The sequence below is a fragment of the Streptomyces sp. NPDC101237 genome, assembly GCF_044767465.1.
Lineage (GTDB): Bacteria > Actinomycetota > Actinomycetes > Streptomycetales > Streptomycetaceae > Streptomyces > Streptomyces gramineus.
The window spans coordinates 66,982-79,150 of sequence record NZ_JBIWNY010000032.1; the positions used below are offsets into that span (position 1 = coordinate 66,982).

The window sequence follows — 12,169 nt, forward strand, 5'->3', positions numbered from 1 at the left end:
AACTCCCGTGAAGATCGCGATCATCGGCGGTGGCCCCGGCGGCCTCTACCTCGCGGCCCTGCTGAAGCAGCTGGACCCCGCCCACGAGATCACCGTGTGGGAGCGCAACGCCCCTGACGACACCTTCGGTTTCGGCGTGGTGTTCTCCGACGAGACGCTCGGCGGCATCGAGAACGCCGACACCGTCTTCTCGGCCGCCATGTCCCGCCGCTTCGCCCGCTGGACGGACATCGACATCCACTACCGGGGCGAGAGCCACACCGTCGGCGGCCAGGGTTTCGCCGCGATGGGCCGCAAGGAACTGCTGCGCCTGCTCCAGGAACGCTGCCGCGAGCTGGGCGTCACCCTGCGCTTCTCCACCCCGGCCCCCGAGGTCGCGGGACTGTGCGCCTCGCACGACCTCGTGGTCGGCGCGGACGGCGTCCACTCAGGCGTCCGCACCGCCCACGCGGACGCCTTCCGGCCGTCCCTGGACCGCCGCCACAGCAAGTACATGTGGCTGGGCACGGACCGGGTCTTCGAGGCCTTCCAGTTCTTCGTCAAGGAGACCGAGTGGGGTGTCGTGCAGGTCCACGGCTACCCCTACTCCGACGCCGGTTCGACGTTCATAGTGGAGATGCACGAGGACGTCTGGCGGCGGGCCGGCTTCGACGCCACCGAGGACGCCGTGTTCGCGCCGGGCCACTCCGACGAGCGCGCCGTGGCCCGGATCAGGGAGCTGTTCGCCGACGAACTCGGCGGGCACCAGGTGTTCGCCAACAACTCCAAGTGGCTGAACTTCACGACCGTCCGCAACGACCGCTGGCACCACGGCAACCTCGTCCTCATCGGCGACGCGGCCCACACGGCCCATTTCTCCATCGGCTCGGGCACCAAGCTGGCCATGGAGGACGCCCTCGCCCTGGCCGCCTGCCTGCACGAACACCCGGACACACAGGACGCGTTGAGCGCCTACGAGAGCGAGCGCCGCCCGGTGGTGGAGTCCACCCAGCGGGCCGCGCAGGCCTCGCTCGAGTGGTTCGAGAACATCGGCAGGTACACCGGCCAGGAACCCACCCAGTTCTGCTTCAACCTGCTCACCCGCTCACGCCGGATCACCTACGACAACCTGCGGATGCGGGACCAGGAGTTCGCCGACCGCGTCGACACGGCGTTCGCCGCGGCGCAGGGCCTGGAGGCCGGGGCGCCGGCGATGTTCCAGCCGTTGCGCATCGGGCGGCTGGAGCTGAAGAACCGGGTGGTCGTCTCCCCGATGGACATGTACTCCGCCGTCGACGGCGTGCCCGGCGACTTCCACCTGGTCCACCTCGGTTCCAAGGCGATGGGCGGCGCCGGACTGGTCATGACCGAGATGGTCTGCGTCTCACCCGAGGGCCGCATCACGCCGGGCTGCACCGGCCTGTGGAACGACGAACAGCAACGCTCCTGGCAGCGGATCGTCTCCTTCGTCCACGACCGCAGCACCGCCCGGATCGGCCTCCAGCTCGGCCACTCCGGGCGCAAGGGCTCGACCCGACTGATGTGGGAGGGCATGGACGAACCGCTCGCCGAGGGCAACTGGGAGGTCGTCGGCCCGTCCGCGCTGCCCTACGGCCCCGGCTCACCCGTCCCCCGTGAGCTGACCCGCTCCGAACTCGACGCCCTCACCGACGAGTTCGTCGACGCGGCCCGCCGGGGTGCCAAGGCCGGGTTCGACCTCCTCGAACTCCACTGCGCCCACGGCTACCTGCTCTCCTCCTTCCTGTCGCCGCTCGCCAACCGGCGCACCGACCGGTACGGCGGCTCGCCGGCGAACCGGCTGCGGTTCCCGCTGGAGGTCTTCGACGCAGTCCGGTCCGTCTGGCCCGCCGACCGGCCGATGACCGTGCGGATCTCCGCCACCGACTGGGCCCCCGACGGCACCACCGAGGACGACGCGGTGGAGATCGCCCGCGCCTTCATCGCGCACGGGGCGGCCGCCATCGACGTCTCCACCGGGCAGGTCACCAAGGAGGAGCGTCCCGCCTACGGCCGCTCCTATCAGACGCCGTTCGCCGACCGGATCCGCCACGAGGCGGCCGCCGGGACCGGTGCGGCGGTGATCGCGGTCGGTGCCATCGCCTCCTGGGACGACGTGAACTCGATCCTGCTGGCGGGCCGCGCCGACCTGTGCGCCGTGGGCCGCCCCCATCTGTACGACCCGCACTGGACCCTGCACGCGGCCGCCGACCAGGAGTACCGCGGTCCGGCCGCGGAATGGCCGCTCCCGTTCGGGGCCGGCCGCCGCAAGCCGCCCACCGCACGCACCGACGCCGTCCGCCCGCGCCTGTCCCTGCTGCGGGCCGACCCGGCGGGGGAGGGCGTCCACCTGCGGTGGAAGCCGCTGGGCGAAGGGGTGCCGGTGGTCGGGTGACGTCGGCGGGTGCGGGGGGATCGGCTTCCCGCCGTGGACCACGGGCGGCCCGCCGGCGGGCCGCCCGTGCGGCCGTCGAGGCCCCGTCGACAACCCCTCGACGATCATGGCGAAAGGCTCGGTTCTCACCCCGGAAAGAGCCCCGCAGGCGTGACGCCACCCATAGGAGCCAGGTCACATCCTATCGGCGATCGTAGACGGGCAACGCGCTGAACACGGGACAAGAGCTGTCAAAACGGTCATTCGGTTATTTTGTACGACGTTACGTAGTACGTCACACAATTGCGCCGCGCTCCGGAGGCCGCTAACCATTGCTCTCGTCGCCGGGAGACGGGCGATGGAGCCGAGCGGATCCCCGCCGGGTCCGCCCACTCCCGCCGGTTGTACGGGGCTCCGCCCCACGCCGCCGCACACAGCGGCCGGCGCCGACGCCGTCCCCACCGGAGATTCGCTTACATGACCATGACCACCCGCACCCGTATCGCTCGCCTCCGCACCATCGGCCTCGCCGGTCTCGCCACCACCGGTGCCGCGGCGGCAGCCCTCACCCTCGTCCCGACGACCGCCCAGGCCGCCGAGATGACGCAGGCGCACAGCACCGCGGTCACGGCCTCAACCCACGACACCCAGAAGTCGGGCTACACCAACAACCTCGACGGCTGGATCAAGCAGTCCCTGCAGATCATGAAGTCCAAGGGCATCCCGGGCAGCTACGACGGCCTCAAGCGCAACATCATGCGCGAGTCCGGCGGCAACCCCGGCGCGCAGAACAACTGGGACGTCAACGCGCAGAAGGGCACCCCTTCCAAGGGCCTGCTCCAGGTGATCGACCCCACCTTCAACGCGTACCACGTCAAGGGCACCGCGAACAGCGTCACCGACCCGGTGGCCAACATCACCGCGGCCGCCAACTACGCCGCCCACCGCTACGGCTCGATCGACAACGTCAACTCCGCGTACTGAGCACCACGGTGACTCATCGGGCCGGTTCCGGCCCGGCGTGCCGCGGCTGAGAGGCGCGGGGCCGGGCATCGGCGAACTCCTCGCCGCCCGGCCCGCCCGATACCGGCACACGACGACCGGGCGCACCCGTCGACCGGTCCGCCCCGTTGTCCGCAGCGAACCCGGCGGGCAACCCGCCCGCCGCCGGGGCCCGTTCCGGCCGCGCACCGGTCGCGCCGCCCGGCCACCGGGAAATGGGGGAGCGCGAGCGGTGGCGCACTGCCATACTCCACCGATGATCGACATCCCCGCCGCCGCGCTCGACTCGCTGTCCGGGCTCGCGTTCGGAGACGCCTTCGGCGACCGCTGGTTCGCCGTCCTGCGTCACGAGGGCCCGTCCGTCCTGGAGGCCAGGACCCTGCCCGCCGAAGCGCTGTGGCGCTGGAGCGACGACACCGCCCAGGCGGTCGTCCTCGTCCGGGAACTCGTCCGCGGCGACGGCACCGTCGACCAGGACCGCCTCGCCCTGAGCCTCGCCGCGGCCTACGCCGAGGACACGCACCGCGGCTACGGCGCCTCCATGCACGACGTGCTCCGCCGGATCGGCGCGGGCGAGCCCTGGCAGGACGTGGTCGCCGGACAGTTCGGCGGCCAGGGTTCCTGGGGCAACGGCGCGGCCATGCGTGCCGCCCCGCTCGGAGCCTGGCACGCCGCCGACCTCGACGCCGCCGCCGAGCAGGCCGCCCGTCAGAGCACGGTCTCGCACCACCACCCGGAGGCCGTCACCGCCGCCGTGGCCGTCGCCCTCGCCGCCGCGCTGGCCGCCCGAGGCCGCGGCGGACCCGCCCCGGCCGCCCCCGACCTCCTCCGGGCGGTCGCCGAACGGCTTCCCGACAGCGACGTCAGGTCCGGGCTTCGGATCGCGGCCCGCATGCCCGCGCACACCTCGGTCCGGCACGCCGCGGAGGTCCTCGGCTCCGGCTACCGGATGTCGGGACCCGACACCGTCCCCTACGCCCTGTGGTGCGCCGCCCGCCACCTCGACGACCTGCACGAGGGCCTGTGGACGACGGTCGCCGGGCGCGGCGACATCGACACCACCTGCGCCATCGCGGGCGGAGTGATCGCCGCCCGCACCGGGGTCGCCGCCCTCCCGCCTGCCTGGCACGCGGCCCGTGAACCACTGCCCCCGGTCATGACCGACTAGGACCGCGCGCGGTCAGGGCTCCCGGTGCTCGTGCGCCGCCGTCTCCAGGGCCGCGGCCTCCGCCTCGGCGACGCGGGTCTCCGCCTCTACGTCGATCGAGCGGGTCAGCCACCAGTACAGCAGCGCCGACACCGGCAGTCCGACGAACAAGGAGATGTCGGCGCCGTCGAGAGCCTTGGCGGCGGGCCCGACGAACAGCGTCCCGACGGAGAAGAACGGGATCATCACCGCGAACCCGACCAGGTAGGAGATGATCCCCTGCCACCCCCAACGGCCGTAGATGCCGTCCGGTTTGAAGATCTCGGCGATCGCGTAGTGGCCGCGGCGCACCACGTAGTAGTCCATCAGGTTGACCGAGGTCCACGGGATGAACAGGTAGAGCACGAGCAGCAGGAAGTCGTTGAAGTTCGTCAGGAAGTCCGAGGTGGCCGCGAGCGCGCCGACCAGGGAGAGCGCCGCGGTCACGCCGATGGTGAGCAGCCGCACGCCGAGCGTCGGCCGCACCCGCTTGAACGAGTCGATGGCGCTGATCAGCGTCAGCGAACCGCCGTACATGTTCAGCGCGGTGACGGAGATCAGGCCGAGCGCGGCGAAGAGCAGCACGATCGCGCCGAACCCGTCGAAGACCTTGTCGCCCGCGGCGTTGATCGAGGGGATCGTGTCGAAGCTGTCGCCCGCCCAGGCGGCCAGCAGCGTCCCGAGCACCATCAGCCAGATGCCGCCGAGGGCCGAGCCGAAGTAGGTCCAGTAGAACGTCTTGCGGACGGTGACGTCCGGCGGCAGGTAGCGCGAGTAGTCCGAGACGTAGATGGCCCAGCTGATCTGGTAGCCGGCGACCACGCCGAACTGCGCGAGGAACGGCGTCCACTTGAAGCCGCCGAGGTCGAAGGAGCCCGCCGGATAGTGCAGGGTGACCAGGACACCGACGGTGAAGATCCCGAAGATGACGAGGAACGTGTAGGTCAGGAACCGCTCCGCCTTGTGGATGATGTCGTAGCCCACCAGGGCGATGACGAAGGCGACGACGGTCACCACGATCACCCACAGCTTCACGCCGCCGTGCAGCGTCGAGTTCAGCGCCTCACCGGCCAGGCTGGTGTTGAACACGTTGAACCCCGCGTACTGCACGTACGCGAACAGCCACACCAGCAGCGCCCCGACGTAACCGAACTGCGGCCGCGACTGGATCATCTGCGGCAGCCCCAGCTGCGGCCCCTGCGCCGAGTGGAAGGCCATGAAGAAGGTACCGATGACGGTGCCCGCCACGATCGCCAGCAGCGACCAGATCAGGTTGCCGCCCTCCGTGATGCTGATCAGCCCCACGGCCAGGGTGGCGATCTGCGCGTTCGACATGAACCACAGCGGACCCAGGTGCCACAGCTTGCCGTGCCGCTCGTCCAGCGGCACGTAGTCGATGGACCGGACCTCCAGACCGCTCACCCGCGGTTCCGCCGATGTGCTCATGGCACCTCCCAAAGGCCCGTCCGTCACTCCGATCACATTCTTCCCCCGAAAGAGCCCGGATGAGGCCTGCGGATTCCATGATCCGCACCCCGCTTCCCGCCTCGCCCGCGGACCTGTTGCTCTGCTCACAATGTGCCCGGAAACGCCCGATTCGTGGCGGCCGTCACGTCGCCGACCGGGCATTTTGTCTATGTTCGCAGTTCTGTGTCCCTCCGACCTGAACTGCCGAGGCCCCGCATGCTCAACCGCACCCTCGCCGTCGTGGCCACGGCGGTGACCCTGGTGGCCGGCGCCACGCCGGCGGCCCTGGCGGCCACCTCCGGCTCCGGCCCCGCGACCTTCCGTACGGCCGTGCGCGCACCCGCCGAGGCGCGCGTGTCCGCCGCCGTCCTGGACCTCGACGCCGGGGGCCGCACTCCCGCCGTCTACGGCGACGACACCCCGTACGACACGGCGAGCATCGTCAAGGTCGACATCCTCGCCTCGCTGCTGCTCCACGCGCGTGACCACAAGCGCTCGCTGACCGCACGGGAGAGCGCCCTGGCCCAGGTGATGATCCGCCACAGCGACAACGACGCGGCCAACGCCCTGTGGCACTCGATCGGCGGCGCGCCCGGCCTGGCCTCGGCGAACAAGCGGCTGGGCCTGACCTCGACCACGCCCGGCACCGCCGGCCGCTGGGGCCTGACCCGGACGACGGCGGGCGATCAGATACGACTGCTCGGCACGGTCTTCGGACCCGGCCCGACCCCGCTCGACACCGCCTCCCGGAACCGGATCGCGAGCCTGATGACCGAGATCGCCGCCGACCAGTCCTGGGGCGTCTCCGCCGCCGCCGACGCCGGATGGGCGCTGAAGAACGGCTGGCTCGAACGCACCACCACGGGCCGGTGGGACATCAACAGCGTCGGACGCGTCACCTCGGGCGGCCATCACTACCTCGTCGCCGTCCTCTCCAACGGCAACGCGTCCATGCCGGACGGCGTGAAGCTCGTCGAACGAGCCGCCCGCACGGCCGTCACCACGACGGCGGCGCACTGACCCCCTTGGCCCAGCGCACCCCGCCTGCCGCCCGGATTGCCCCTAACGTGCACTAGAGGTGCCCTCACGCGCACCCGAGGTGACGGAGGCAGGGAACGGGAGGCGCGGTGACGGGTGCGGGCGGGCGGAGCCGGGCACCCGGGGCCCGGAACGCGGTACGGGGCACCACCCGGCCGGCCCGCGCCCCGCGACGCCCCGATCGGGCCCGCGACCCGCGCGCCACCGCGTCCGCCGGCCCGGTCGTCGTCCCCGCCCTGCGGATCGCCGCCGCCTACGCCTGGCGGCTCATCGTGCTCGGCATCGTCGTCTACGGCGTCTTCATCGTCCTGGGCCGCTTCCAGCTGATCGCCGTCGCCCTCTTCCTCGGCCTGGTCATCACCTCGGTGCTGCGTCCGGTCACCGACGTGCTCGGCCGCCTGCTGCCCAGACCCCTGGCCGTCGCCGTCAGCCTGGTCGGCAGCATCTGTGTCCTCTTCGGGCTGCTGGCCCTCGTCGGCAACGCGGTCGCCCAGGAATCGGCGACGCTGGCCGACGAGTTCCGCGGCGGCATCCACCGCATCGAGGTCTGGCTCCAGCATCCGCCCTTCCGGCTCGGCCCGGGTGCCCTGTCGCACCTCCAGCAGCAGGTCGTGGACTACATCCAGGCCCACCGCTCCAACCTGGCCAGCCGGGCGCTCAGCGGCTTCGGCACCCTCGTCGAACTGGTCACCGGGGGAGCGCTCGCGCTGTTCGCCTCCGTCTTCTTCATCAACTCCGGCGAACGGCTGTGGGCCTGGACCAGCCGTGAGCTGCTGCCCGCCGGTGCCCGCGGCGCGTGGGAGCGGGCGGGGCACGCCGCCTGGCGGACGTTCGCCGGATACACCCGCGGCATCATCATCGTGGCCGCCACCAACGCCGTACTCGTCGGCATCGCGCTCGTGGTGCTGCGGGTGCCGCTCGCGCTGCCGCTGACCCTGCTGGAGTTCTTCGCCGCGTTCGTCCCGCTGGTCGGCTCGCCGGTCGCCCTGGGCGTGGCCACCGTGGTCGCGCTGGCCGGGCGCGGTCCGCTCACCGCGGTCGGAGTCCTCGTGCTGATCGTCGTCATCGGCCAGCTGGAGGGGCACGTGCTGCACCCCCTGGTGATGAGCTGGGCGGTGCGCCTGCACCCTCTCGTGGTCGCCGTCTCCGTCATCGCGGGCAGCATCGTCGCCGGGGTGATCGGCGCCGTCGTGGCCGTGCCGTTCGTGTCGGTCGTCTGGGCGGTGGCGCGAGCCCTGCGACCCGCACCATCCTGACCCGGCCCGGCGGAATACCGCCGGCACCCGCCGCTGTTCCGTCTCGAGGACCCCCCACCGCTCGACGGCACCGGTTCGCGCCCGGTGTCGAGGCGTGAGCGCGCGGTCCGGCCACGAAGAAGGCCTCCCGGATGGGATCCGCGATCCCCGGTGTCCGAAAATCGGAGTCCACGTTTCGGCAAGGAGCACGATGACCACCCTCGACACGGCCGCGGCGGCGGTGCGCACCGCACTGCTGGAGGACTTCTCCCTGGAGATGACCGGCAAGGACGTCACCAAGCTGGAGGAGGCCCGCGACACCATCCCGCGGGGCACCCGCATCAACGTCACCTTCCTCGGCACCGAGGACCCGCGGACGCGGCTGGAGGCGGCCCGCGCGGTCAAGCGGCTCGGATTCGTGCCCGTGCCGCACCTCGCCGCCCGCCGGCTCGGCTCCCGTGCCGACTTCGAGGCGTTCCTCACCGGCCTGCGCGCCGACGGAAGCTGCGACCACGTCTTCGCCGTCGGCGGGGACCCGGCCGGCCCCGAGGGCCCGTACGAGGACTCCCTCTCCCTGATCGAGTCCGGCCTGCTCGGAGAGCACGGCGTACGGCACGTCGGCGTCTGCGGCTACCCGGAAGGTCATCCCGTCATACCCGACGACGTCCTGTGGGCGGCGCTCCGCGACAAGAGCGCCGCACTCGCCGCGCGCGGTCTGGACGGCGCGATCATCACCCAGTTCGGCTTCGACGCGGATCCCGTGCTGGCCTGGATCGAACGGGTCCGCGACGCGGGCATCGCGCTCCCGGTCCGCGTCGGCGTCCCCGGCCCGGCCGGTGTGCGCCGTCTGCTGGGCTACGCGGCCAGGTTCGGCGTCGGCACCAGCGCCGCCATCGCCAGGAAGTACGGCCTCTCCCTGACCAACCTGATGGGCACCGCGGGACCTGACCGGTTCCTGCACGCCCTGGCCGAGGGCTACGACCCGGTGCGCCACGGCGACGTGAAGATCCACTCCTATACGTTCGGCGGACTGCGGGCCACCTCCGAATGGATCGCCCGGTTCCGGGCGGACCACCACCGGTGAGCCCCGCCCGCCCGGCACGGAGCGGCTACCGTGCGGCGTCCGGGCGGCCGTCGTACAGCGAGAAAGCGCTGTCCGCCAGGGCCGGGCAGGAGCGGCCCGGCAGGTCGGTCGCCCCGATGCGGATCTGCAGGGAGGCCGTCATCGCCGAAGCGGCCGCCGGCCCCGCGGGGCCGGCCGGTGAACCGTCGGTGGCGTTCACCGGCCGGCGGACGCGGTCAGCGCTCGGTGTAGATGAAGCCGACCTTGTCGAGTTCGTCACCGGCGCGGCCGTGGAAGCCGGCGATCTGCCATCCCGGCGGCGCGGTACGGGTCACGCAGTCCGAGGTCGTCGTACCACCGGCTAGGGTGCGGCCGAGGCTGGTGGTGAACCTGGCGTAGAAGACGCGGGTGGTGTTGTTGTACTTGCCCTGGCACAGGTACGCCGTGGTCACGTACTCGCCGCTGCCCAGCGTGAGCGAGGACGCCGTGCCGCCTGTGCCGCCGTGGGTGAGCGTGGTGCCGCCGGCCAGCGTGATGCCGACCTGGTCGACGCGTGAGCCCGCGCGCAGCGTGACGGCGGTGGCGCGGGCCGCGGCCGGGACGCTCGGAAGATCCTGGAAGTAGTCGCCGTGCGGGCCGCCGAACTGGTCGCTGAGCCGGAAGTCCGGGTTCTGCGACCACGAGAAGCCGACCGTCACCGGGTCGTGGTCGGAGAGCATCAGCCCGTCGGAGGTGAGGAATCCGGCGTGCTCGTTGCGGTACGAGGTCGCGTTCAGCGTGACCAGCCTGCTGCCGCGGTACAGGACCTTGTCGACCACCTCGCAGGTGTCGGGCACCGTCGGCCCGGTCTGGTCGCAGACCAGCGGATCGCTCCCCTTGGCCGGTGCGCTGCCGCCGCGGACCAGCCGGACCCACGCGTCGGTCAGCCCGTTGGCGGAGGCGAACTCCGCGATGGTGTCGGCGGCGCGGGTGTAACGGGTGTTGGTGTCACCCATGACGACGACGGCGTTCCCGGCCGAGTGGGCCGAGATGAACGACGTCAGCTGGCCGAGGTTGTCGGCCCGGGACGCCTCGTCGCCGTCGTTCGTGCCCGCGTTGGTGTGCACGTTGTAGAAGTCGACGTAGACGCCTTCGGCGAGCCGTTCGCGCATGAAGGTGAACCCCTTGGGGGTCAGGCAGTCACCCGAGTCGAGCTGGCAGGAGTTCCAGCGGACGCGCTCGAAGTCGTCGCCGTCCCAGGCCAGGCGGGAGACGGTGTTGAGTCCGCTGCCGATCCCCGCGCCGCCGCTGGTCGCGGTGCGGTACGGGTGGCTGTCCGTGGAGTACAGGTACGCGTGGTAGTTGAAGTCCTCCTGGACGTTGACGATGTCGTACGGGGCGAGACGTCTGCCGATCTCCGCGGTGCTGGTGTCGCGCGGTGTGGACGCGCTCGACAACAGCTCCGGAAGGCCCGCGACGTTGTACGTGAGCACGCTGAACGTGCCCGAGCCGTCCGCCGCGGCCGGAGTGGCCGTCGCCGTGAGCCCGCCGAGGACGGCGACCGCGGCCGCCAGGCAGGCAACGAGTCTGCGCATGAGGGTGTCTCCTACGGGGAGGGTGCGCCAAGAGAGCGTGGACATGCCAAATGCCACGCCAGAACGTAGCGGTAAACGCTTTCTCCGGGCCAGTGCCTCGACCGGCCGATCGAGGAATTCCGCAGGGCGGGCGGACGAGCGTTCCGGCGATCCAAGCCCGGCCGCTGACTGTTACTCACTTTCGGGTGAGCGGGGCCGGTTCGGAGGCGGTGCGCCGTGCGGAAGCGGTCGCTCGGGGCCGCTGTTCGCACGGGTTCCGAGCCCCTGAACGGAATAAATAGGCTTATTCAGGTGGTAAATGGACGGTACAGCCGAGAGTCATGGCAAAGCGAAGGATCGGTAACGGGCACGGTGTGTGCTCCGCGTGTCCCGCGGGCCCGTTGCAAGGTGTGGCTGCGCGGCCGCCCGGCCGTCGCCTCGCACCACACACCCGCTCGCGGGCCACGGTTACGTGCCGCACGCGCAGGGGGTGTGCCCGACCCCGTAAAGGGGGACCTCGTGTCCGTTTCCGTCCTCGCGACCGCCCGTCGTGCCGGTTCCGTCGCCGCCGTCGCCGCCGCTCTGGTGGGCGCCGTCACCCTGCCCGCCGCGGCCGCCGCGTCGCACCCCGTCAACCCGTCCCGCGACGCGGTCGTCATCAGCGGTGTCCAGCACGACCTGCAGGGACGCGCGGTCTTCTCCGGCCGTGCCCTCAACCGCGAGTGGGTGGACGTCACCAACACCGCCCGCCGGGACGTGAACCTGAGCGGGTGGACCCTGTCGGACGCCGACGGCAACAGGTACACCTTCCGCCACTTCCGGCTGGCCGGCCACGGCACCGTGCGGGTCCACACCGGAATCGGCCGGGACACGGCGAAGGACGTCTACCAGGACCGCCGCCGGTCCGTGCTGAACCACGCCGCCGACACGGTCACCCTGCGCAACGACCACGGTCGCTTCGTGGACTCCGCGTCCTGGGGTCTGCACCACCGTGACGGCGGCCACCGTCACATGGGCGGCGACCGGCACGTCGGAGGGGACCGTCACGTAGGCGGCGACCGTCACATGGGCGGTGACCGTCACATGGGTGGCGACCGGCAGGCCGGCGACCACCGGCGCTGACGGCACGACAGTTCGACGGCCGCTGCGGGGTCCCGGGCCGGGACCCCCCCGCGGGCGGCGCGCGCCGCCGCAGCCGCCCACGGGCCCGCGCCCCGGGGCGGTGGAGCCCGTCTCGCCGCCCGGCCGGGCGAC

Annotated in this window: 9 protein-coding genes; 7 read left to right on the forward strand and 2 right to left on the reverse strand. The window is 71.8% G+C overall.

Annotated elements, in window-relative coordinates; genetic code table 11:
- Nucleotides 1-7 precede the first annotated feature (7 nt).
- The 3 genes from ACIRQ9_RS34810 (at nt 8) to ACIRQ9_RS34820 (ending at nt 4,541) form a co-directional block, all read left to right on the forward strand.
- Nucleotides 8-2,392 (forward strand): bifunctional salicylyl-CoA 5-hydroxylase/oxidoreductase, encoded by a 2,385-nt coding sequence (locus ACIRQ9_RS34810; RefSeq protein ID WP_404182852.1) that lies wholly within the window; start codon nt 8-10, stop codon nt 2,390-2,392.
- 462 nt (nt 2,393-2,854) lie between these two features.
- Complete coding sequence (locus ACIRQ9_RS34815; protein ID WP_404182873.1) at nt 2,855-3,355, forward strand: transglycosylase SLT domain-containing protein; 501 nt, start codon at nt 2,855-2,857, stop codon at nt 3,353-3,355.
- Between the two features lie 274 nt (nt 3,356-3,629).
- Nucleotides 3,630-4,541 carry an ADP-ribosylglycohydrolase family protein gene (locus tag ACIRQ9_RS34820; protein ID WP_404182855.1) on the forward strand — a complete coding sequence of 304 codons (912 nt, stop codon included), beginning with the start codon at nt 3,630-3,632 and terminating at the stop codon, nt 4,539-4,541.
- Between the two features lie 12 nt (nt 4,542-4,553).
- On the opposite strand, the gene ACIRQ9_RS34825 is transcribed toward ACIRQ9_RS34820, so the two are convergent.
- Nucleotides 4,554-6,005, reverse strand: a complete 1,452-nt coding sequence (locus ACIRQ9_RS34825) for a purine-cytosine permease family protein (RefSeq protein WP_404182858.1) — start codon at nt 6,003-6,005, stop codon at nt 4,554-4,556.
- A gap of 237 nt (nt 6,006-6,242) precedes the next feature.
- Between ACIRQ9_RS34825 and ACIRQ9_RS34830 the strand changes: the two genes are divergently transcribed.
- The 3 genes from ACIRQ9_RS34830 to ACIRQ9_RS34840 all read left to right on the forward strand — a co-directional run bounded on the left by ACIRQ9_RS34830 (nt 6,243) and on the right by ACIRQ9_RS34840 (nt 9,383).
- Nucleotides 6,243-7,046 carry a serine hydrolase gene (locus ACIRQ9_RS34830; RefSeq protein WP_404182876.1) on the forward strand — a complete coding sequence of 268 codons (804 nt, stop codon included), beginning with the start codon at nt 6,243-6,245 and terminating at the stop codon, nt 7,044-7,046.
- Between the two features lie 107 nt (nt 7,047-7,153).
- Nucleotides 7,154-8,320 carry an AI-2E family transporter gene (locus ACIRQ9_RS34835; RefSeq protein ID WP_404182861.1) on the forward strand — a complete coding sequence of 389 codons (1,167 nt, stop codon included), beginning with the start codon at nt 7,154-7,156 and terminating at the stop codon, nt 8,318-8,320.
- Between the two features lie 190 nt (nt 8,321-8,510).
- Nucleotides 8,511-9,383, forward strand: coding sequence for a methylenetetrahydrofolate reductase (locus ACIRQ9_RS34840; RefSeq protein WP_404182864.1), 873 nt, complete (start codon nt 8,511-8,513; stop codon nt 9,381-9,383).
- 215 nt (nt 9,384-9,598) lie between these two features.
- Here the strand turns inward: ACIRQ9_RS34840 and ACIRQ9_RS34845 are convergent, their stop codons facing one another.
- Complete coding sequence (locus ACIRQ9_RS34845) at nt 9,599-10,936, reverse strand: jacalin-like lectin (RefSeq protein WP_404182867.1); 1,338 nt, start codon at nt 10,934-10,936, stop codon at nt 9,599-9,601.
- 498 nt (nt 10,937-11,434) lie between these two features.
- On the opposite strand from ACIRQ9_RS34845, the gene ACIRQ9_RS34850 reads away from it, so the two are divergent.
- Nucleotides 11,435-12,037 (forward strand): lamin tail domain-containing protein, encoded by a 603-nt coding sequence (locus ACIRQ9_RS34850; protein ID WP_404182870.1) that lies wholly within the window; start codon nt 11,435-11,437, stop codon nt 12,035-12,037.
- Nucleotides 12,038-12,169: the final 132 nt, after the last annotated feature.

Coding starts and splice junctions, on each gene's coding strand:
- ACIRQ9_RS34830 (WP_404182876.1), top strand. CDS start 6,243: ATGCTCAACCGCACCCTCGCCGTCGTGGCCACGGCGGTGACCCTGGTG.
- ACIRQ9_RS34845 (WP_404182867.1), bottom strand. CDS start 10,936: ATGCGCAGACTCGTTGCCTGCCTGGCGGCCGCGGTCGCCGTCCTCGGC.
- ACIRQ9_RS34820 (WP_404182855.1), top strand. CDS start 3,630: ATGATCGACATCCCCGCCGCCGCGCTCGACTCGCTGTCCGGGCTCGCG.
- ACIRQ9_RS34815 (WP_404182873.1), top strand. CDS start 2,855: ATGACCACCCGCACCCGTATCGCTCGCCTCCGCACCATCGGCCTCGCC.
- ACIRQ9_RS34840 (WP_404182864.1), top strand. CDS start 8,511: ATGACCACCCTCGACACGGCCGCGGCGGCGGTGCGCACCGCACTGCTG.
- ACIRQ9_RS34825 (WP_404182858.1), bottom strand. CDS start 6,005: ATGAGCACATCGGCGGAACCGCGGGTGAGCGGTCTGGAGGTCCGGTCC.